The 21,586-nt window shown below is 72.3% G+C and carries 18 protein-coding genes; 6 read left to right on the top strand and 12 right to left on the bottom strand.

What is annotated here, in order from left to right:
* Positions 1-95: 95 nt before the first annotated feature.
* The gene (locus tag ABT053_RS13040) at positions 96-995 is read left to right on the top strand and encodes a manganese catalase (RefSeq protein ID WP_350969145.1); all 900 of its coding nucleotides are present in this window, start codon (positions 96-98) and stop codon (positions 993-995) included.
* A gap of 277 nt (positions 996-1,272) precedes the next feature.
* Here ABT053_RS13040 and ABT053_RS13035 read toward each other — a convergent pair whose 3' ends face one another.
* Positions 1,273-2,502, bottom strand: a complete 1,230-nt coding sequence (locus ABT053_RS13035) for an extracellular catalytic domain type 1 short-chain-length polyhydroxyalkanoate depolymerase (RefSeq protein WP_350969144.1) — start codon at positions 2,500-2,502, stop codon at positions 1,273-1,275.
* A 701-nt stretch (positions 2,503-3,203) separates the two neighbouring features.
* Between ABT053_RS13035 and ABT053_RS13030 the strand changes: the two genes are divergently transcribed.
* Together ABT053_RS13030 and ABT053_RS13025 are read left to right on the top strand one after the other, a co-directional pair.
* A complete protein-coding gene (locus tag ABT053_RS13030; RefSeq protein WP_350969143.1) occupies positions 3,204-5,981 on the top strand; it encodes an ATP-dependent RNA helicase in 2,778 nt (925 codons plus the stop codon).
* Positions 5,982-6,115: 134 nt separating this feature from the next.
* Entirely contained in the window at positions 6,116-7,522 is a 1,407-nt protein-coding gene (locus ABT053_RS13025) for an amidase (RefSeq protein WP_350969142.1), read from the top strand.
* Positions 7,523-7,716: 194 nt separating this feature from the next.
* On the opposite strand, the gene ABT053_RS13020 is transcribed toward ABT053_RS13025, so the two are convergent.
* From ABT053_RS13020 to ABT053_RS13000, 5 genes are all read right to left on the bottom strand, one after another.
* Positions 7,717-8,703 (bottom strand): aldehyde dehydrogenase family protein, encoded by a 987-nt coding sequence (locus ABT053_RS13020; RefSeq protein ID WP_350969141.1) that lies wholly within the window; start codon positions 8,701-8,703, stop codon positions 7,717-7,719.
* Positions 8,696-8,893 carry a hypothetical protein gene (locus ABT053_RS13015; RefSeq protein ID WP_350969140.1) on the bottom strand — a complete coding sequence of 66 codons (198 nt, stop codon included), beginning with the start codon at positions 8,891-8,893 and terminating at the stop codon, positions 8,696-8,698. The genes ABT053_RS13020 and ABT053_RS13015 overlap by 8 nt, the downstream gene beginning before the upstream one ends.
* Positions 8,886-10,313 carry an aldehyde dehydrogenase family protein gene (locus ABT053_RS13010; protein WP_350969139.1) on the bottom strand — a complete coding sequence of 476 codons (1,428 nt, stop codon included), beginning with the start codon at positions 10,311-10,313 and terminating at the stop codon, positions 8,886-8,888. The genes ABT053_RS13015 and ABT053_RS13010 overlap by 8 nt, the downstream gene beginning before the upstream one ends.
* 9 nt (positions 10,314-10,322) lie before the next feature.
* On the bottom strand, positions 10,323-11,261 hold the full coding sequence (gene deoC, locus ABT053_RS13005; RefSeq protein WP_350969138.1) for a deoxyribose-phosphate aldolase: 939 nt from the start codon (positions 11,259-11,261) through the stop codon (positions 10,323-10,325).
* Between the two features lie 189 nt (positions 11,262-11,450).
* A complete protein-coding gene (locus ABT053_RS13000; protein ID WP_350969137.1) occupies positions 11,451-11,747 on the bottom strand; it encodes a hypothetical protein in 297 nt (98 codons plus the stop codon).
* A gap of 781 nt (positions 11,748-12,528) precedes the next feature.
* On the opposite strand from ABT053_RS13000, the gene ABT053_RS12995 reads away from it, so the two are divergent.
* Both ABT053_RS12995 and ABT053_RS12990 read left to right on the top strand, forming a co-directional pair.
* Positions 12,529-12,690 carry a hypothetical protein gene (locus ABT053_RS12995; protein ID WP_350969136.1) on the top strand — a complete coding sequence of 54 codons (162 nt, stop codon included), beginning with the start codon at positions 12,529-12,531 and terminating at the stop codon, positions 12,688-12,690.
* Between the two features lie 112 nt (positions 12,691-12,802).
* The gene (locus ABT053_RS12990; protein WP_350969135.1) at positions 12,803-15,691 is read left to right on the top strand and encodes a helix-turn-helix transcriptional regulator; all 2,889 of its coding nucleotides are present in this window, start codon (positions 12,803-12,805) and stop codon (positions 15,689-15,691) included.
* 35 nt (positions 15,692-15,726) lie between these two features.
* On the opposite strand, the gene ABT053_RS12985 is transcribed toward ABT053_RS12990, so the two are convergent.
* Positions 15,727-15,975 (bottom strand): hypothetical protein, encoded by a 249-nt coding sequence (locus ABT053_RS12985; protein WP_350969134.1) that lies wholly within the window; start codon positions 15,973-15,975, stop codon positions 15,727-15,729.
* 98 nt (positions 15,976-16,073) lie between these two features.
* Between ABT053_RS12985 and ABT053_RS12980 the strand changes: the two genes are divergently transcribed.
* Complete coding sequence (locus ABT053_RS12980; protein ID WP_350969133.1) at positions 16,074-16,700, top strand: hypothetical protein; 627 nt, start codon at positions 16,074-16,076, stop codon at positions 16,698-16,700.
* Here ABT053_RS12980 and ABT053_RS12975 read toward each other — a convergent pair whose 3' ends face one another.
* The 5 genes from ABT053_RS12975 to ABT053_RS12955 all read right to left on the bottom strand — a co-directional run bounded on the left by ABT053_RS12975 (position 16,701) and on the right by ABT053_RS12955 (position 21,439).
* Positions 16,701-17,270, bottom strand: coding sequence for a TMEM165/GDT1 family protein (locus tag ABT053_RS12975; protein ID WP_350969132.1), 570 nt, complete (start codon positions 17,268-17,270; stop codon positions 16,701-16,703).
* A gap of 547 nt (positions 17,271-17,817) precedes the next feature.
* Entirely contained in the window at positions 17,818-18,855 is a 1,038-nt protein-coding gene (locus ABT053_RS12970) for a UDP-N-acetylmuramate dehydrogenase (RefSeq protein WP_350969131.1), read from the bottom strand.
* Positions 18,856-18,997: 142 nt separating this feature from the next.
* Complete coding sequence (locus tag ABT053_RS12965) at positions 18,998-20,293, bottom strand: CysS/YqeB C-terminal domain-containing protein (protein ID WP_350969130.1); 1,296 nt, start codon at positions 20,291-20,293, stop codon at positions 18,998-19,000.
* Positions 20,294-20,562: 269 nt separating this feature from the next.
* Positions 20,563-20,991 carry a MaoC family dehydratase gene (locus tag ABT053_RS12960; RefSeq protein ID WP_350969272.1) on the bottom strand — a complete coding sequence of 143 codons (429 nt, stop codon included), beginning with the start codon at positions 20,989-20,991 and terminating at the stop codon, positions 20,563-20,565.
* A 1-nt stretch (position 20,992) separates the two neighbouring features.
* Complete coding sequence (locus ABT053_RS12955; protein WP_350969129.1) at positions 20,993-21,439, bottom strand: MaoC family dehydratase N-terminal domain-containing protein; 447 nt, start codon at positions 21,437-21,439, stop codon at positions 20,993-20,995.
* Between the last annotated feature and the right edge of the window lie 147 nt (positions 21,440-21,586).

The following is a 21,586-nucleotide window of genomic DNA, read 5'->3' as shown; positions in this document are numbered from 1 at the left end:
AACTCACCAGCGGGGTCGCGTCTTTTCGCCGGCAGGCGGCGGGCGGCGGGCGGTCCCGGACGGCTCCACCCGGGGCCCGAGCCGAGGAGCGATCGATGTTCCTGCACACCAAGCACCTGCAGTTCGAGTCCAAGCCGGAGAAGCCCGACCCGGTCTACGCCCACAAGCTCCAGGAGCTGATCGGCGGCGCCTACGGCGAGATGACCGTCACCATGCAGTACCTGTTCCAGGGCTGGAACTGCCGGATGCCCGGCAAGTACAAGGACCTGATCATGGACGTCGCGACCGAGGAGATCGGCCACGTCGAGATGATCGCCACCATGATCGCCCGCCTGCTGGAGGGCGCGCCCGCCACCGCGACCACGAAGATGGCCGCCGCCGACCCCGTGGTCGGCGCCGTGCTGGGCGGCATGGACCCCCAGCAGGTCATCGTCGCCGGATGCGGCCCCCTGCCCGCCGACAGCAACGGCTACCCGTGGAACGGCCGCTACATCGTGGCGAGCGGCAACCTGCTCGCCGACTTCCGCGCCAACGTCGCCGCCGAGGCCCAGGGCCGCCTGCAGACCGCCCGGCTCTACCACATGACCGACGACCCGGGCGTGCGCGACATGCTCAAGTTCAACCTGGCCCGCGACACCCTGCACCAGAACCTGTGGCTCAAGGCCATCGAGGAGCTCCAGGCCGACGGCCTGGAGGACGTCGTCGTCCCGGACGACCTGTTCGACGAGGAGTACGCCGAGCACGCCTCAGCCATCTGGGACCTGTCAGAGGGAACCGAGGGGACGCTGGGCGGCTGGGCGTCCGGCCCGCAACCGGACGGCCGTCACGAGTTCTCGTACCTCCTCGACCCCCAGCCGCTCGGCGGCGTCGCCACCGCGCCGCCGCCCGACCCCAAGCTGTACGCCACCTACGACGGCAGCATGGGCGAGCCCGCGAGCCCCGCCTTCGGCACCGAGGCCGGCCCGCTGGGCAAGCTCAAGGACAAGCTCACCTGAGACGTGAGGAGGTCCGGGTCCGCCGAGGGGTGTCTCGCCGAGGAGGGCCCGAGGTAGCGTGCCCGGGCCGGTACGGACCTCCTCGCGGGCCGGTCTCTCCGAGGCGGTGGACCGACCGGTGCGCGACGAACTCACGGGGCCCAAGGTCCCAAGCCCTGCTCCACCCGGGAATGCAGGCTCCGTACGGGGCCTTGGAGCCCGGTCCTGGCGGACGACCGGCCGCCGGCGGATTCGCCGGCGGCCGGTCGCGTTCAGGTTCCCGTCGTCCGGTGGCGTTCTAGCACTGGCTGTCGGCGAGGACCCAGTGGTTGGGACCGGTCTGCTTGAGGCCGTGCGTGACGAGGGTGTTCCACAGGCCCATCGCGTTGTTGGACCCGTTGGCGTAGGTGTAGCCGCCCGACTGGTAGGCCCGTCCGGCGGTGGTGTGGGCGTAGTTGCTCGCCCTGACACAGGTCTGCGGCACCGTCGGGGTGGGCGTCGGAGTGGGTGTCGGGGTCGGCGTGGTGGTCGGGGGCGGGGTCGTCCCGCCGGTCAGGCCGAAGAACTGCGCGTCGTGATAGGCCGAGCAGATGGTGTCGAGGAAGTACGCCGCCGCGCTGCCGCACTGGTCGGCGGCGCCGCCGGGATCGATCGGCAGGCCGTGTCCCATGCCCGCGATCTCGTACACGCGCACCACGTCGCTCCCGTACACCTTCAGCGAGGTGCCGCCGGTGAGGCTCCGCGTGGAGGTGGGGCTCTGCGAGACGCCCCGCACGTTCGTCCACTGGTCGCGCAGCTGGTTGGCGTTGGCCGGGACGACGGTGTAGTCGGACGTCCCCTGCCAGATCGCGACGCGCGGGTACGGCCCCGAGTAGCCGGAGTGGGCGCCGCGCACCAGGTCGCCCCACTGCTGCGGGGTCTTGCTGACGGGACCGTACTGGCAGGTGGAGGCCTGGGTGAGGCTGGCCGCGCAGCGGTACGCGAGCCCCGCCCCGATCGAGCCGCCCGCGAAGACGTCCGGGTACGTGGCGAGCATGACGGCCGACATGGCCCCGCCCGCCGACAGGCCGGAGACGTAGACGCGCGCGGGGTCGGTCCCGTAGGTGGAGACCGCGTAGGCGACCATGGCGCGGATCGAGGCGGCCTCGCCCTGGCCCCGGGTGGTGTCGCCGGTCTGGAACCAGTTGAAGCAGCTCGACGAGTTGTTCGCGCTGCTGGTCTGTGCCAGGACGAGGGTGAATCCCGACTGGTCGGCGTACTTGCGCCAGCCCGAGTTGGCGAAGTAGCCGCTCGCGTTCTGCGTGCAGCCGTGCAGCAGGACGACCAGCGGGCGTCCGGCGGTCGACCCGTCGGGACGGTAGCTGAACATGGTGAGGTTGCCGGGGTTGCTGCCGAACGAGCCGACCTGGACGAGCGACGCGGCTCGCGCGGGAGACGTCGTCGCGGTCGCCGCGCCGAGCAGTCCGAGCAGCCCGAGCGACAGGGTGAGGAGGATGCGGAATAGACCCGCGGGAAGGGATGCGGCCATGACGTGCTCCTTTGTGGCCCTGTGACCTGTATCACCGGCCCTTACCAGCGCACGTTAAAACCGTCGTAACCCATTTGACATGTTCCCGAGACACACTCTTCGCCACCGCGTTATGGATCACACGGTGGCGAGCGGGTCTGCCCCTCCCCGGATTCCACGACCCCTCGTGGCCTCCCGGACTTCCTCGGCTTCCCGGCTCTCACGGGGTCAGGCTTTCCCGGGTACGTAGGGCTTCCCGGCTCTCACGGGGTGCACAGACCTTTCCGGGCTTCCCGGGCTTTCGGGCCTCCACGGACGTCCTCCACAGGAGGCTCCACGGACTCCACAGGCTCCACGGGCTCCCTGGACTCCACGGGCTCCCTGGGCTTCACGGGCTCCCTGGGCGACGGGCGCGAGACGTCGCTCTCCGGGACGAGCCCGGCTCCTGCCCCCGTTGCTGCGGGAGACTGCCGGTCGTCCGCCCGCAGCCGGGCGGCGTGTTGGTAGGCGGTCACGGTGGCGACGAACATAGCGGTCAGACCGATCACGGAGGGATCATTCCCCCGAGCGGCACGGCGAACACCACCGCGAGCGGGAGCCCGCGATCGCGCTCCGGGCAGAGCCTTGGCAAGAGCCTGGGAGGGGCCTGGGCCTGGAGGGGCCTCACGGGCCCGGCCGGTCGCCGCGTCTCACCCGGTACAGGACTCGGGGACACTGGACGGGTGCGTTCCGACTGGTCCGGCCTGCCTGTACGTCATGCCCTGCCCGAGTTGCTCGCGGCACTCGACGGGCGGGGCGTCGCCGTGCTCACCGCGCCTCCGGGCACCGGCAAGACCACGCTCGTCCCGCTCGCGCTGGCCGGGCTCCTTGACGGCTCGGCGCCCAGGCGGGTGATCGTGGCCGAGCCGAGGCGGATGGCGGTACGGGCGGCGGCGTGGCGGATGGCGTGGCTGCTGGAGTCCGAGGTGGGGGCGGAGGTCGGGTTCTCGATACGCGGCGAGCGCAGGGTCGGTCCGAGGACGGTCGTCGAGGTCGTCACCACGGGAGTCCTCCTGCAGCGGCTCCAGCGCGACCCCGAGCTCGAAGGCGTCGACACGGTCCTGCTCGACGAGTGCCACGAGCGCCACCTGGACGCCGACACCGCGCTGGCGTTCCTCCTCGACGTCCGCGCCGCGCTCCGCCCCGACCTGCGGATCCTCGCCACCTCCGCCACCGCCGACGCCGCCCCCTGGGCCCGCCTCCTCGGCTCCCCCGGCGGCCCCCCGGCACCCGGCGACACCGGCGCACCGCTCGACGGCTCCGCCGACACCGGCGACACCGGCGACTCCTATGAAGCCTCCGATCCCTCCGGCCCTCCCGACACCGCCGACGGACCCGGCGGACCCGGCGGACCCGCGCCGATCGTGCACGCCTCCGGCACCATGCACCCGGTCACGCCCGTCTGGGCCCCGCCTGCCGGGACCGTCGCCCCGCCCCACGGCATGCGGGTGGACCCGGCGTTCCTCGCCCACGTCGCCGGTGTCGTACGGCGCGCGCTGGCCGAGCACGAGGGGGACGTGCTCTGCTTCCTGCCGGGCGTCGGCGAGATCGGCCGGGTGGCCGCGATGCTCCCCGGCGTCGAGGTCCTCCAGGTGCACGGCCAGGCCCCGGCCCGCGTCCAGGACGCGGTCCTGTCCCCGGGCGACGGAAGGAGGGTGGTGCTCGCCACCTCGGTCGCCGAGTCGAGCCTGACCGTGCCGGGAGTGCGGATCGTGGTCGACTCCGGCCTGGCCAGGGAGCCCCGTACCGACCACGCCCGCGGTCTCGGTTCGCTCACCACCGTCCGCGCGTCCAGGGCCTCGGCCACCCAGCGGGCGGGGCGGGCGGGCCGCGAGGCGCCTGGCGTGGTCTACCGGTGCTGGTCGCGGGCCGAGCACGACCGGCTGCCCGAGCACGCGCGCCCCGAGATCGCGCTCGCCGACCTGACCGGCTTCGCCCTCCAGGTCGCCTGCTGGGGCGATCCCGCCGCCACCGGCCTCGCCCTGCTCGACGCGCCGCCGCCCGCCGCGATGGACGCCGCCCGCCGCACCCTGTACGCCCTGGGCGCCCTGGACTCCCCCGGCACCTCACGGTCACCGGGCGCGCCCGAGCGTCCGCCGGGACACGCGCCGGACCTTCCCTCGGGCCGGGTGACCGACCGGGGACGGCGGATGGCCGGGGTCGGGGTCCATCCCCGCCTGGCACGGGCCCTGATCGACGCCGGTACAACCGGTACGACCAGCCCAACCGGTGCGGCCGGTGCGGCTGACAAGACTGGCACGGACGCCACGGACGCGATCGACCCCGGTTCCCGGGCCGCCGCCGAGGTCGTGGCGCTGCTGTCCGAGCAGCTGCCCCGGGACGCGGGCGACGACCTGGTGGCGGTCTGGCGCTCCGCGCGCCAGGGCGGTGACGGCTTCTCGGCCCGCTGGCGCCAGGAGGCGGGACGCCTGGCGCGGGCCGTACCCGGCACCGCCCGGCGTCCCGGCCGGAAACCGGCGGACGCCGTCCGGCCGGGTGGCGACGACGCCGTGGCGGGGACGGTCGTGGCGCTGGCCTACCCGGAACGGGTGGCGCGACGGCGCGGCGGCTCGTACCTGATGGCCTCGGGAACGGCCGCGGAGCTGCCGCGCGGGTCGAGGCTGGGGACGGCGGAGTGGATCGCCGTCGCGGTCGCCGACCGGCCCACCGGAGCGGCGTCCGCCAGGATCAGGCAGGCGGTGGTGATCGACGAGGAGATCGCCAGGCTCGCCGCGGCCTCCCTGTACAGCTCCGGTGAGGAGATCACCTGGCACACGCCGCCGGGGGAGCGGCGCGGCGACGTGTCGGCGCGGCGGGTGGAGCGGCTGGGCGCGATCGAGCTGTCCAGCGGCGCGCTCCGCGGGGCCGACGTGCGGCCCGCCGTCCTGGAGGGCCTGCGCACGGAGGGCCTGTCGATCCTGCGCTGGACGCCCGAGGCCGTGGCCCTGCGCGAGCGGCTGGCCTTCTGCCGCCGTACGCTCGGCGACCCGTGGCCCGCGACGGACGACGACGCGCTGGTCGGCGCGGCCGACCGCTGGCTGGAGCCCGAACTGTCGCGAGCGCGCCGCCGGTCCGACCTGGAGCGCCTCGACGTGGTCTCCGCGCTGCACCGCCTGGTCCCGTGGAACGCCCGGCTGGCGGAGGTCGCCCCGGAGCGGATCGAGGTGCCGAGCGGGTCGCGGGTCAGGATCGACTACTCGGGTGAGCGGCCGGTGCTGGCGGCCAAGCTGCAGGAGCTGTTCGGCTGGGCCGAGGCCCCGCGCGTCGCGGGGGTCCCGCTCGTGATCCACCTGCTCTCCCCCGCGGGCCGCCCGGCGGCCGTCACCGCCGACCTGGCCTCCTTCTGGCGCGAGGGCTACCGCGCGGTCCGCGCCGAGCTCCGCGGGCGCTATCCCCGGCACCCCTGGCCCGACGATCCCCTGTCGGCCACCGCCACCCGCCGCACCAACCCCCGCCGCTGACCCCGGTGGCCCGGGGGCCCGGGGGCCCGGGGGTCCGGCCGCGCCGGGTGAAATAACGTCAACGAGCCGGACAAGTCATCTGATTGAGATGTGGGAAGCTTCCCCTCACGCACTCGCCAGACCACACTCGGTGCATGTCGTGGGTGGGAAGTTCCGCAGTGGAGATCGCGGATGCCGTGCGACGGGGGAAGGTCACGGCACCCGTGGTGGTCGCCGAGCACCTCGACGCCATCGCCGAGCGTGACGGGCGGATCGGGGCGTTCCGCGTGGTCCTCGCCGAGCGGGCGCTGGCCGAGGCGCGGGCCCTGCAGGAGCGGGGGGACCTGTCCGGGCTGCCGCTCGCCGGGGTACCGATCGCGATCAAGGACAATGTCCCGGTCCGGGGGGAGACGTCGCGCAACGGCTCGGCGGCGACGCCCGACGTGCCCGCGGACGAGGACCACCCCGTGGTCGCCAGGCTGAGGGCGGCGGGCGCGGTGGTCGTCGGCATCACCAACGTGCCCGAGCTGTGCCTGGCCGGGGTCTCCGACAGCGTGTACGGCGTCACGCGCAATCCGTGGGACCTGGGCCGCACCGCCGGCGGCTCCTCGGGCGGGAGCGCGGCGGCCGTGGCCGCGGGGATGGTCCCGCTGGCCCACGGCGCCGACGGGCTGGGCTCGCTGCGCATCCCCGCCGCCTGCTGCGGCCTGGTCTCGATCAAGCCGGGGCACGGGCTGGTCCCGCCGCCCGGGCACGACTGGTACGGCATGTCGGAGAACGGGCCGCTGGCCACCACCGTCGCCGACCTCGCCCTCGCCCTCGCCGTCATGGCGGGCGACATGTCGCTGGCGACGCCCGGCGAGAGCGAGGCCCTCGGCGTGGGCAGCGCCATCGACGACTACCCGGGCGGGCTCACCCTGTCGGAGCCGCTGAGGCTGCGGATCGCGGTCGCGCCGATGCCGCTGCCGCCGGGGTTCTCGATCGACGCCGAGTTTCAGCGGGCGGTGGCCGGGGCGGCGGAGGTCCTGGGCGCGGCGGGGCACACCGTGGTGGACCACACCGAGCGGATGCCCTTCCGGACCGGTGCCGCCGCCGTGGCCACCTGGTTCGCGTGCGCCAGGGGCGACGCCGAGGGTCTCGACCCGCGCGGGCTGGAGCGGCGCACCAGGTCCCTGGCGAGGATGGGCCGGCTGCTCGCCGGGTTCGGGGCGGACGGCGCGACGGGCCGCGACCGCTGGCGCGCGTACGGCGCCGACCAGTGGTTCGGGAACGCCGACGTGCTCGTCACCCCGACGCTCGCCGCCGTGCCCCCGCCCGCCGGGCGCTGGGGCCGCCGGGGGCTGCTGGCCAACGTCCGCGTCAACCTGTCGTACGCGCCCGCCACCGCGGCGTGGAACATGGCCGGCTGGCCGGCCATGAACATCCCGTACGGCAGGCACTCCGACGGCACGCCGATCGGGGTCCAGCTCGTCGCGGCCCCGGGCGGCGAGGCACAGCTCCTCGCCCTGGCCGGCCAGCTGGAGACCGCCCGCCCCTGGCCCCGCCACGCCCCGCTCCCCTGACCACCGCGCCCGCCTGACCCGCCTGAACCACCTGACTTGGCACGCCGGACGGCGGCTTGGCCCGCCAGACCCGGTGAGGCTCGGCAGGCCGGACGCGACGGACCGGATGCGACGGGCCGGACGCGACGACGCCTGGCCCGCCAGACCTGGAGAAGCCCGGCGGACCGAGCCCGAAGGGCCGGAGCCGTGGGAGGTCAGACGCCGGTAGGGTGCCAGACGGTCTTGGTCTCCAGGAAGGCCGTCAGGCGCCTGGTGCCGGGGTCGGCGGACCAGTCGATCGCCACGGCGGGACGGAAGACCCGCTTGAGGTTCTCCGCCGCCGCCTCCTCGCACGCGACCGACAGGCCCTCGTCGGTGACCCCGGTGAGGTCGAGGGCGTTGACGTCCATGTGCGCGGCGAGCCAGGGCGCGATCTCGGCGGCCGAGCCGGTGAGGATGTTCACCACCCCGCCGGGCAGGTCGGAGGTGGCGAGCACCTCGGCCAGGGTGATCGAGGGCAGCGGGGCGCGCTCGCTCGCGACCACGACGCAGGTGTTGCCCGTGACGATCACCGGGGCGATCACCGAGACGAGCCCCAGCAGCGGCTCGTCGGGGGCGACCACCGCGACCACGCCGGTCGGCTCCGGCGTGGAGATGTTGAAGTAGGGCCCCGCGACCGGGTTGGAGGACCCGGCGACGGCCGCGATCTTGTCGGACCACCCGGCGTACCAGACCAGCCGGTCGACGGCCGCGTCCACGACCTCCCCGGCCTTCCTCGTCCCGGCCTCCGCCAGCTCGGCGACGAACTGGGCCCGGCGGCCCTCCAGCATCTCGGCGACGCGGTAGAGGACCTGCCCCCGGTTGTACGCGGTGGCGCCCGACCAGCCGCCGAAGGCCTTGCGCGCGGCCGTCACCGCGTCGCGGGCGTCCTTGCGGGAGGCCCTGGAGGCGTTGGCGAGGAAGTCGCCCCTGGAGGAGGCCACGGCGTAGGACCTTCCGCTCTCGGAGCGCGGGAACGCCCCGCCGATGTACAGCTTGTACGTCTTGCGCACGGCGAGCCGCGCGGACCCGAGACCCGCGCGGTCCCCGGCCCCCTCGCCTTCGCCGGTACGGTTCCCGGCGCCCTCGCCCGTACCGTCTCCCGCGGGGACGGTCGCCTGCTTGCCCGCCCGTGATCGGCTCGGCCGCTCCGCCTTACTCATTTCCCAGCCCTCTCCACGAGCTCTCCTGCTGCGCCAGCCGGGCCGGCACGAAGATCTGACCGCAGCGGCTCACGCCGCACCGGTGGGCGAACCAGCCCCGCAGCACCGGCCGTCCGGCGCGGGCGAAGCCGTGGCCCCGGGTGCTCTGGGCACGGCGGGGGCGGCGCTTGGCCCTGTGATGCTCACACATCGAGATACGCCTCCAGCCCGTGCCGCCCGCCCTCTCGCCCGTACCCGGACTCCTTGTAGCCGCCGAACGGCGAGGTGGGGTCGAACCGGTTGAAGGTGTTGGCCCACACGACGCCGGCGCGGAGCCTGTCCGCCATCCACAGGATGCGCGAGCCCTTCTCCGTCCACACGCCCGCGGACAGGCCGAACGGGGTGTTGTTGGCCTTCTCCACCGCCTCGGCCGGGGTGCGGAAGGTCAGCACGGACAGGACCGGGCCGAAGACCTCCTCGCGGGCGATCCGGTGCGACTGGGCGACGCCGGTGAAGATGGTCGGCGGGAACCAGAAGCCCTTGTCGGGCAGCGAGCAGGCCGGGGACCAGCGCTCGGCGCCCTCCGCCTCCCCAAGGTCGGACAGCTCGCGGATCTTGGCGAGCTGGGCCGCGGAGTTGATCGCGCCGATGTCGGTGTTCTTGTCCAGCGGGTCGCCCAGCCGGAGGGTGCCGAGACGCCGCTTCAGCGCGTCGAGCAGCTCCGTCTCGATCGACTCCTGCACCAGCAGCCGGGAGCCCGCGCAGCAGACGTGGCCCTGGTTGAAGAAGATCCCGTTGACGATGCCCTCGACGGCCTGGTCGAGCGCGGCGTCCTCGAAGACGATGTTCGCGGCCTTGCCGCCGAGCTCCAGGGTGACCTTCTTGCCGGTACCCGCGACCGACCTGGCGATCTGGCGGCCGACCTCGGTGGAGCCGGTGAAGGCCACCTTGTTCACGTCGGGGTGGTTCACCAGGGCTGCGCCGGTCTCGCCCGCGCCGGTCACGATGTTGACCACGCCGGGCGGCAGGTCGGCCTGCTCGCAGATCTCCGCGAACAGCAGCGCGGTGAGCGGGGTGGTCTCCGCGGGCTTGAGGACGACCGTGTTGCCGCAGGCCAGCGCGGGCGCGATCTTCCACGCGAGCATGAGCAGCGGGAAGTTCCACGGGATGACCTGGCCGGCCACCCCGAGCGGGCGCGGGTCGGGGCCGTACCCGGCGTAGCCGAGCTTGTCGGCCCAGCCGGCGTAGTAGAAGAAGTGGGCCGCCACCAGGGGCAGGTCCACGTCGCGGGACTCGCGGATCGGCTTGCCGTTGTCCAGGGACTCCAGCACGGCCAGCTCGCGCGAGCGCTCCTGGATGATGCGCGCGATCCGGAACAGGTACTTGGCCCGCTCCGAGCCGGGCAGCGCCGACCAGACGCCGAACGCCTTGCGGGCGGCCTGGACGGCCCGGTCGACATCGGCCTCGGTGGCCCAGGCGACCTCGGCCAGGACCTCCTCGGAGGCCGGGTTGACGGTCTTGTTGCGGTTCTCACCCTGGGAGTCGACCCACTCGCCACCGATGAACAGGCCGTAGGACGGCCTGATGTCGACGACGTCACGCGACTCGGGCGCCGGTGCGTACTCAAACATGTGAACGCCTTAGTCGAGGGTGAAGTAGTCGGGACCCGCGTACCTGCCGGTGGCCATCTTCTGGCGCTGCATCAGCAGGTCGTTGAGGACGCTGGAGGCGCCGAGCCGGAACCAGTCGGGGTCGAGCCAGCCGTCGCCGACGGTCTCGTTGACCAGGACGAGCATCTTGATCGCGTCCTTGGTGGTCTTGATGCCGCCCGCGGGCTTCACCCCGACCTTGCGGCCGGTCACGGCGAGGAAGTCGCGGACCGCCTCCAGCATGACCAGCGTCACCGGTACGGTCGCGGCGGGCTGCACCTTCCCGGTGGAGGTCTTGATGAAGTCGCCCCCGGCCAGCATGGCCAGCCAGGACGCGCGGCGCACGTTGTCGTACGTGGACAGCTCGCCCGTCTCCAAGATCACCTTCAGGTGGGCCTCGCCGCACGCGGCCTTGATCGCGACGATCTCCTCGTAGACCTTGAGGTAGTCGCCCGCGAGGAACGCGCCCCGGTCGATGACCATGTCGATCTCGTCGGCCCCGGCCGCCACCGCGAAGGCGGTGTCGGAGATCTTGACGTCGAGCGAGGAGCGCCCGCTGGGGAAGGCGGTCGCGACACTGGCCACCTTGACGCCGGAGCCCTTCACGGCCGCCGCGGCCCCGGCGACCATGTCGGGGTAGACGCACACCGCGGCCACCCTGGGCACGGAGGGGTCGGCCGGGTCGGGGTGGACGGCCTTGGCGCACATCGCGCGGACCTTACCCGGGGTGTCGGCACCTTCGAGGGTCGTCAGGTCCACCATGCCGATGGCGAGGTCGATGGCCCGGGCCTTGGCGGTGGTCTTGATGGATCGGGTGCCGAGCATCGCGGCGCGCTGGTCGGCGCCCACGCGGTCGACACCGGGCAGGCCGTGCAGGAAGCTTCGCAGCGTGACATTGGACGTTGCCACGTCGGTGAGCGAGGTCGTCATAGTTGACACCTCTCCAGCATGCCTACTGGTGTGATTACTTCCAAACTGGACCCTGCACAGCAGGCTTGCCGGTTTTCGTCAACATCCGCCGACCGGCCCGCGCCGGGCACGAACACCGCCGGGCCCTCGTATCACACGAGGGCCCGGCTTCAACACATAGGCATGCTCAGACGAGGCACACGGACGTGCTCAGACGAGGCAGCCGAGAACCTGAGGCACCGTCACACCGGTGAGGCTGGCGATGAGGTTCAGGGCCGTGTTGAGCGGAAGCAGCCCGGCTCCGACCAGGGCGAGCAGCGGCCCGGCGATGGTCTTGACGGTCTGGCACAGGTCGGCCTGCGAGAGGGACGGGTTCGGAGCCGCCACGGCGGCACCGGAGACGGCCGGGCCGGGAGTCGCGGCACTGGCGACGGCGGGAGTGCCGAGTACGGCCAGGCCGAGAGCGGCGACCGCGACGCTGCGGACAGCGATTTTCTGAAGACGCATCATGAGAGTTCCCTTTCAACGAGACGGGCGCCTTGGGGCGTCCGCACTTGTTGTGCTCATCACGTTGCCGAGGAAACGAGCGCGAAGCAATGAATTAGAGTTATTTTATCCGGACGATCAAATATTTCGGGCCAAACATATAGATGTCGTCCTCCCTCGCGAGAACCCGCGATACGAAATCACGGCGAACACCTGGCAACGGAACGCCGTTCGAGGAAGAACTCGCAGGTCAAGGCCATGTTGCCGGGGTCGCCTCCGGGCGGGGCGACCCCGATCCGCCCCCCTCGCGGAGGGAACGGAAAACAGCGGAATGCCCGTCACCCCCCTTGGCTCGCCGCGTCAGGCCGCACCGCCATGTCATGAAATAGCGGCCTTGTGGACAATGGCCGGGTGATTACCGAAAATCGGCGGAAGGAATACCGCGAAGCGCGGCGCCTTTTCGGTTTTCCACGTCGGGCGGGCCGGCCGTGACCGTTCCGGGAAAACGCGCCCGTCCCGGGGAAAGAGCGCCGCCGAGGGCGGCGGGAACCCCACGCGAGGGCGAGGCCCCCGGGGGGAAGGCAGGGGCGAGGGCGAGGTGAGGCAGGCACCCCGGCGACCGGGCGAACCGGCGCCGTCTAGGTAGTCCGGGACGGCTTAGGCGTGATCTAGGTAGTGCCGGGGCCGGGAAGCCTCCGGGAGATAGGACATCCTCCCGATGTGGGACCGGGGGTCTTAGGACGAATCTTGAGTCTGTAAGGAAAGCGCGCCGCAGAGCGCCACACCAGGAAGGGGAACCCCCATGGGTCCCGAGCTTCACCTTCAGATGATCGCCCACCGCACCACCGAGCTCCGGCAGGAGGCCGACAGCTACCGGCGCGCCCGCGAGGCGCAGGAGGACAGGAAGGCCCACACGTCCGAGAAGCCTCGCCGGAGCCTCTTCGGCAAGATCCTCCCGGCATGACCCCGACCCGAGAGCCCGGCCGCTCCCACGCGCCCGGCCGGGCCTCGCTGCCCCCCTGAGCCGCTGGTTCCACCGAACGAAAAATAGGGAGATCGCACCTTTAAGGCATGACATGCTGGCAGACATGGTGGGCCGGGCGGTGAGTCCCGTCTTCGTGGGGCGGGAGAGGGAGCTTGCGGACCTGACCGAGGCGTTCGAGCAGGCCCGGAAGGACGCGGCGGTGACCGTGCTGCTCGGCGGCGAGGCGGGTGTCGGCAAGTCACGGCTGATCGGGTGTTTCGCGGAGAGGGCCACGGCCGACGGCGCCCACGTGCTCAACGGGGGCTGCGTGGAGCTGTCGACCGAGGGTCTCGCCTACGCCCCGTTCACCGCGGCGATCCGCCAGCTCGTCCGCGAGTGCGGCGCCGAGGGGGTCGCGGCCCTGCTCCCCGAGGGAGGGGCCCGTGACCTGGCCAGGCTGCTCCCCGAGTTCGGCGAGCCGAGCGGCGACACCGAGAGCGACACCGCCCGCGCCCGGCTCTTCGAGCAGATCCTCACCCTGCTGGAGCGGCTCGCGGAGCGCCACCCGGTGATCCTCCTCATCGAGGACGTCCACTGGGCCGACAGCTCCAGCCGCGACCTGATCGCCTTCCTCAGCCGGAACCTCCGCACCGCTCCGGTGCTGATGGTCCTCACCTACCGTTCCGACGAGCTCCACCGCCAGCACCCGCTCCGGCCGGTGCTCGCCGAGCTCGGCCGCCTGGACGGGGTCCTGCGGATGGACCTGCCCCGGCTCACCCAGTCCGAGGTGGCGGCCCAGATGGCCGGAATCCTCGGCACCACGCCCGAGTTCGTCCAGGTCGAGAGGGTCTTCCAGCGCAGCGAGGGCATCCCGCTGTTCGTCGAGGCGTTGATGGAGTGCGGCGGAAACTGCACCTTCCCCGACTCGCTGCACGACCTGATCATCGGTTCCGTGGAGCGGCTCCCCGAGGAGACGCAGCGGGTGCTGCGCATCGCCGCCGCCGGAGGCATCCGGGTGAGCCACGCCCTGCTCGTCGCGGTCAGCGCGCTGTCGGACGTCGAGCTCGACGACGCGCTGCGCACCGCGATCGCGGCCAACGTGCTGCAGGTCGCCGACGGCCGCGCCTACGTCTTCCGGCACGCGCTGATCCGCGAGGCCGTGCACGACGAGCTCCTGCCCGGCGAGCACGTACGGCTGCACGCCCGCTTCGCCGAGGAGATCGGCAACGACCGCACGCTGGTGCCCCCCGGCCGGGCCGCCATCGAGATCGCCCACCACTGGCACTCCGCCCGCGACGACCTCTGGGCCCTCATCTCCGCCTGGGAGGCGGCGGGCAAGGCCGCCAAGACCTTCGCCCACCGCGAGATGATGCAGCTGCTGGACCGGGTGCTCACGCTGTGGAGCAAGGTCCCCGACGCCGCCGAGCGCATCGGCGTGGACCACACCACCGTCCTGGAGCAGGCCGCCGAGGCCGCGAGCGCGTGCGGGGAGGTCGACCGGGGCAGCAAGTTCGTCAAGGCCGCGCTGCACGAGCTCGACGAGCGGACCGAGCCCGCCCGGGTGGCGAACCTGGTCGTACGGAGATCGCAGTTCAAGAAGGCCAAGCGGCGGCCCGGGGTGCTCGACGACCTCCGCTACGCCGAGCGGCTGGTCCCCGAGCCGGGCCTGGAGCGCGCCGAGGTGCTGTCCAAGCTGGGCTCGTACCTGATATTCAGCGGCGAGCTGGCGGAGGGGACGGCGCACACCGAGGAGGCGCTGCGGATCGCGCGCGAGCACGGCGAGGGGACCCTGGAGGCGGAGCTGCTGCTCAACCTCGCGCTGGGCCACTCGATCGCGGGGCGCATCGAGACCACGATCGAGCTCAACGAGACCGCGCAGGCGATCGGCGAGCGCGTCGAGTCGGGCCGCAGCGTCCTGCGCGCCATCGCCAACAACGTGGACGCGCTGAACAACATGGGCCGTTCCGTCGAGGCGATCGAGCTCGCGCTCGAAGGCGAGCGGCTGGCGAGGGAGTACGGCCGCTACCGCAACCAGGGCACCTTCATCGCCAACAACCGGGCCGAGGCGCTGGAGGCACTGGGCAGGTTCGACGAGGCGACCGAGCTGGTCGAGCAGGTCCTCGGCATGGACCCCACCCTGCGCACCCGCCACCACCTGCGGCGGGTCCGCGGGGACGTGGCGGTCGCCCGCGGCGAGACGGACGTGCTCAGAGCCGTCCTGGACGAGGTGACCTCGTTCGGCACCGTCCCCGAGGAGTTCATGCAGGAGCTGACCACCGACTCCCGGCTCATGATCGGCCTGCACGTGCTCAGCGGGGAGCCACTGACCGCGCTGGAGGTCGCCGAGCGGGTCGCCCTGGAAGGGCAGATCACGAGCAAGCCCATGCTGGGCTGGCGGACGCTCGGCCTGCTCGGCGGCATCTGCGAGACGGTCGAGGAGCTCGCGCCCGAACGGGTGGCGGCGCTGCGCGCCCACGTCGGGAAGGCCGCGACGACGATGATCGTGGACAGCCCGGTCGCCGAGGCCTACCGGCTCGGTCTCACCCGCGACCACGACGCCGCGGCCACCGCCTGGGAACGCCTCGGCCGCCCCTTCCCCCAGGCGAAGGCACTGCTGTACGCGGGCCGGATGGCGGCCGGTGCCGGTGACCGCGACGGTGCCGCGCCCCGGCTGCGCGCGGCCCACCCGATCGCCGTGGCGCTCTCCGCCCGGCCGCTCGCCACCGAGATCGAGGCGCTCGCCCGCCGGATCGGGATCTCCCTCACCGAGCAGGCCGGAACCGCCGGGCGGGCCGGGGGCGGGGAGTCGTCGCTGACCCCGCGCGAGCTGGAGGTGCTCCGGCTGGTCGCCCAGGGACGGTCCAACCGCGAGGTCGCCGCCGAGCTGTTCATCTCGGCCAAGACCGTGAGCGTCCACGTCTCCAACATCCTCGGCAAGCTGGGCGTCTCCACCCGGGGCGAGGCGGTCGCGACCGCCCACCGCCTCGCCCTGATCGGCTGACCTCCCTCGTCTCGCCTTTCCCTCGTCGCGAGCGATCACCAGTCCGCGGTACGGCGGACGGTGGTGCACGGGCAGCGGTACGCGGACGGCGGTACGCGGACGGCGGTACGCGGACGGCGGTACGCGGACGGCGGCGCGGGGGACGGCGGCACGACGGACAGCGGCGCGGCGGACAGCGGCGCGGCGGACAGCGGCGCGGCGGACAGCGGCGCGGCGGACAGCGACGCGGCGGACAGCGGCGCGACGCGGTGGGATGAATCCGGCGGCCTTTTCACACCGGTCATCCGGGCCGATACGCATCCCACAAAGCACTAAAGATGCACAAAAAGGCTTATATATCGATATATACGCACAAGATTTTATGGTTACGTATCTTGATCCCATGGACTTCTTCACCGCACCACCGGCCCGGGACCGGGAGCCCGAAGAGGAGAGAACGCTTCCCCCCTGGCTCGGCCCCCCGGACACCGTGCTCGGCCGCGTCGTCGACATCAGCCGGACGCTGTTCCACAGCGAGGCGCTGGCCATCGTGCTCACCAGCGCCATCGCCTTTCCCGAAGGGGTGAAACTCGACGTCCGGATAGCGGCCCGTCCCGTCGAGGGCGTGAACAAGGACACGTGGTGGGAGCGGCGTGACCTGATGTTCGACAGGGGCCACCACCGGTTCCGTCCGGGAAGGTCCCTGGAGGACGAGGTCCTCCGCTTCGGCGTCCGCTTCCCCGACGGCGGCAAGGCCACGACCGTCGACGGCAGACCGCGCTACGACGGGGAGTGGCCCCCGCCGCGTCCCGACGGCCCGATCCTCCAGCAGCACGGCGGGGGAGGTGGAAGCGGTGGCGACCATCTCGTCTCCCTCAACTGGAAACTGTGGCTGTGGCCACTGCCTCCCGCGGAGCCGTTCGAGGTCGCGGTCGAGTGGCCCGCCTTCGACGTGCCGCTGACGTTCACCGAGGTCGACGGCGCGGCGATCGCCGCCGCCGCCGAGCACGCGCGCCCCTACTGGCCCTGATCAGACGAACAGCGGTTCGAGCAGCAGGATCACCCCGAAGACGGCGAAGGCCGCGGCGGCGCCGTACCGGATGACCTTCTCCGGCAGGTGCTTGCCGAGCATCCGGCCGACCACGATGGCCAGGGCGTCGGCGGCGACCATGCCCACCGTCGAGCCGATCCAGGTGCCGAGCCAGCCGTACTGGGTGGCGAGCGTGATGGTCGCGAGCATCGTCTTGTCACCCAGTTCGGCGAGGAAGAAGGCGACGGTCACGGCGATGATCGCCGACCGGGTGGTGCGCTGTGCCTTCCGCGACTCCTCGTCGGTCAGCTCGTCCCCGCGCAGCGTCCACAGCGCGAAGCCCAGGAAGGCGATCCCGGCGATGATCGTGATCGCCGTGGTGGGGAGGAAGTCGCCGACCAGCCCGCCCAGGCCGACGCTGAACAGGTGGACCACCGCGGTGGCGAGGGTGATTCCGGCGAGGACCGGCCACGGCTTGAACCGGGTGGCGAAGGTCATGGCCATGAGCTGGCTCTTGTCACCGAGCTCGGCGACGAAGATCACGACAAGACTGATCCAGAACGCTTCCAACGAGGGTGCCCTTCCCGCGTACGCAGCCGGGCGGAAGGGGGAACCCGGGGAGTCTCGGGCACGTCTTCGGCCCGGCGGCATCCAACAATGCCTGCCAGGCCGAAGGTCTCGTCCGCCACGGAACCTGGCCGAAACGGCCGGATCCGGGGCCCGCGCGACCGGGCGCCTCGGGCGCCAGCATGTCGATCACGCGATTGGGACTACTCCCCTTCGGGTCTTTCCATCAGACCATAGCAGCAGAAATCGGATGCCCATTCCCGCCCCGAAGCACCTCAGCGGCCCGGGGGGAGCCGAGAAACCCGGGAGACCTCGAGAACCCGGGAAAACCCCGGAGGGCCGGGGAAGACCTCGGAAGCCCCGGAGAACCATGAAGGACCCCGGGAACCTGAAGAACCCCGGGGAACCGTGGAGAACCCCGGGAACCTTGAAAGACCTCGGGAACCCGAAGGACCCCGGGGAACCGTGGAGAACCCCGGGAACCCAAGGACCTCCGGAACCCGGGAACCCAGGAACCCGGAATCCCCAGACCTAGAGCACCCAGAGAACCTCAGAGCCGGGTCCCCACCATCACAGGCTCGTTGACCAGGGTGACACCGAACTTCTCCAGGACGCCGTCCCGCACCTCGCGGGCGAGGTCGAGAAGCTCCTCCGTCGAAGCCACCATTTCCGGATTTGTCATGGCAAGGGTGTGCTTGGTGGAAATACGGGCCGGGCCGCGCCGGTAGCCCTTCGGGAACCCGGCGTTCTCGATCAACCATGCCGCCGGGACCTTGACGGCCCCCTCCGGCATGTCCCATCGGGGAAATCCCGGCGCCCGCAGCTCCAGCTCGGCGGCCTGCGCGGCGGTCAGGATCGGGTTGGTGAAGAACGACCCGGCACTGCGGGTGTCCGGGTCGGCGGCGTCCAGGACCATGCCCTTGCCCGCGCGCAGCTCCAGCACCGCCGTCCGGGCGTCCGCGAGCGGCACCCGGTCGCCCAAGGCGACGCCCAGCCGGGAGGCCAGCTCCCGGTAGGCGACCGGTCCGGACAGCGCGTCCCCGGCCAGCTCGTAGGTGACCGCGAGCACGACGTACCGCCCCAGGTCGTCCTTGAACGCGCTGTGCCGGTAGGCGAACCCGCACTTCTCCGCCGCCAGGTCCCGCACCTCACCGACTAGTCGGTCGTAGACCCGGACGGCGGTGATCGTCTGGGAGACGTCCTGCCCGTAGGCGCCGACGTTCTGGATCGGCGTGGACCCGACCAGCCCGGGGATGCCGGACAGGCACTCCACACCCGACCGGCCCTCACCCACCGCGCGCTCGACCAGGGCGTCCCAGTCCTCGCCCGCCTGCGCGGTGACCAGGTCCCCCGCGACCTCGACGCCCCGGGAGGCGACGCGCACGACCAGGCCGTCGAAGCCCTCGTCGGAGACGACCAGATTGCTGCCGCCCCCCAGCACGAGCACCGGCTCGCCCGCCCGGTCGGCCGCCGCCACCAGCTCGACGATCTCCTCGGACGACCCCGCCTCCACGAACGCCCCGGCCGGCCCCCCCAGCCCCAGCGTCGTGTACGGCGCCAGCCGCACCCCCGCCACCCGCTCCGTCATGCGCTTTTCCCCATCCGCGACCATGCGCGACCACCCGCGACCGCTGTGACCACTCGCGACCACTCGCGATTACTCGCGACCACTCGCGATTACTCGCGCCCACCCGCGACCACTCGTGGCCCGACCGAAATCCGCGACCAGCCTACGGGGAGCGCAGCAGCCCCAGCACCCGGTCATAGGTGCGCCGGGACTCCTCGTCGCGGTATCCGGGGTCCACGCCGTCGTCGCGGCGGTGCCGGTCCTGATGGACCGGGAGATCCTTCCCCAGGGCGACGAGAGTGCCGGGCAGCCTGAGCGAGAACTCCAGGTCGGCGTTGCGGTAGTAGCGGGCCTCGGCGGGGAAGCCGCCCGCGTCGAGCGCGGTGTCGCGCCTCACCGCGAACAGGTGACCGAGCAGTCCCCGGACCTCCCCGGGCTCGGCCTCCAGCCACTCCTCGTCGTCCTCGCGGGGGTTCACGCCCTTCCACCCGGCCGCGGTCACGTCGTCGTCCAGCGCCTTGACCAGAGGGGTGACGGCGTCGCCGTCCAGGATCACGGAGGTGTCCATGACGACGTGCACGTCCGAGGTGTCGAGGCGCAGCAGTTTGTCGCGGCTCTCGCCCCACCCCGCGGAGCCGCCCTTCCAGTGCGGCGCCTCGGCCACGTGCCAGGCCTCCACCCGGCGGGGGAACTCCTCCACCAGCTCCTGCAGGACCGCCCCCGCGCCGTCCACGTCTCCCAGGTCGAGGGCGAGGACCCTCGCCTCCGTACGGGCGACCAGGGCGCGTACGCACTCGCGCACCTCGTCGGGACGGCCGTCGACCAGCAGCGCGACGGTCACCGTCGACCGCGCGGCCCTCTCCTCCTCGACCTCGGCCGGGGGGACGATGGTCTCGTCGAGCCGGGAGACCGACAGGCTGGCGTCCCACAGCAGCTGGGAGGAGACCATCCGCTCGGGACGGCCGTCGAGATCGTCGGCCCGGCCGACCAGCTCCGACCCCTCGGGCCTCTGCTGGGGAGCCGCCTCGCTCTCGGCGACCTTCTTCGCGTCCAGGTCCCCGAGCCGCTCCGGGTGGCGTCCCGGCTCGGCGGCCTCGGCGACCCGCCCGGGGTCGGCCGAGTCGTCCCGTCCGGTGGCGGCGTCCGTGTCCCTGTCGTCGGCGTCCTCGGCGCTGACCCGTCCCGGCGCCGTGGAGGCTCCCGGCTCCCTGTCCGGATCACCGTCAGAACCGTCCCGCTTCGTCCCCGGGGAACCCCCCTCGGGCAGGGAGCCCACCGTGGGCCACACCTCGAAGGAGGGAGAGGGGATGAGCTCGAAGCCGTCGGCGGTGTCCCGGACGAGCCAGCCCTCGGTTCTGATCTCGTCACGGAGCGCGTCGGAGGCGGCATGATCGTGCTCGGCTCGCGCCTTGGCCCGCCGCTCGGCCAGGCCGGTCACGTTAGGAGGTACTTCGCTCATGCTGGGGAGCTACCCCTGGACGGGGAGAAGATTCGGCCCCGCCCCACGAGCCTGCCGCGAGCCACGACCAGCCCCGCGAACCACGTCCCGCCTCACCGCGAGACGTACGGAGATCCATCGTGGCCCGTACCGGCGAACCGGCACGGGCGGGGCTGCCCCCGGGTAAACCCCGCCCGGCCCACCGCACCCCGGACCGGCACGGGCCGGGCCTGCGCGGGCCGGACGGACGCCGGCGGCACCCACGACGGGACCCCTGCCGGGCAGAACCCCTACGACAGCTGGACGACCGCGCGGGCCTTGGACAGGACCCGGGAGTCGTTGGACCTGGCGGTCAGGGCGACCACCACGCGCTTGTCCTCCAGCTTCTCCTCGACGATCCCGCTCACCGTGATGACGGCGCCCTGGTCGTCGTCGGGGACGACCACCATGGAGGAGAAGCGCACCCCGTAGTCGACGACCGCGCCGGGATCGCCCACCCAGTCGGTGACGAACCGGCCGCCCTGCGCCATGGTGAACATGCCGTGCGCGATGACGTCGGGAAGCCCGACGGTCTTGGCGAAGCGCTCGTTCCAGTGGATGGGGTTGAAGTCACCCGAGGCCCCGGCGTACATCACCAGGTTGGCGCGGCGCACCGTGTATTCGGCGGGCGGGATCTGCTGGCCCGTCTCGACCTCGTCGTACTTGACCGTCGCGGCCATCTCAGCCCGCCCCTCCACGCTCGACGATGGTGTTGTAGGTCGTGCACACGAACTCACCCTCGACGGTGCTGACGTCGCTCTTGACGGTGATCAGCTCGTTGCGGCCGACGCTGCGGATGTCGGTCACGGTGGAGACGCTGACCAGCTCGTCCCCGGCGTGGATCGGCCGCCGGTACTCGAAGCGCTGCTCGCCGTGGACCACCATGGCGAGGTTCAGGCCGAGCTCCGGGTCGGTCAGGATCGTCCCTCCGGCCAGGCTGAACACGATGGGGAAGGTCGGCGGCGCGATCACGTCGGGGTGCCCCGCGGCCTGGGCGGCCTCCCTGTCCCGGTAGATCGGGTTGTTGTCGCCGATCGCCGTCGCGAATTCTTTGATCTTCACGCGACTGACCTCGTACGGCGAGGAGGGCGCGGACGCCCGCCCGACGAAGTCACGGTTCAGAGCCATCGTGCTCCTTTGCGGATATCGAACCGGATCGACCGGATCGAACCGGTGGGGCCGACACCGGCGGGTCGGACGAGACATTGACAGAACAAGATTCCAGTATGTGCCCTCGGGTGGGCCGCCGAGAAGCGGACCACCGGAAAGCGGCCC

The sequence above is a fragment of the Streptosporangium sp. NPDC002524 genome, from assembly GCF_040295985.1.
Classification (GTDB): domain Bacteria; phylum Actinomycetota; class Actinomycetes; order Streptosporangiales; family Streptosporangiaceae; genus Streptosporangium.
The sequence above is the reverse complement of the archived record's forward strand: the minus strand, read 5'-3'. Positions and strand labels throughout refer to the sequence as shown.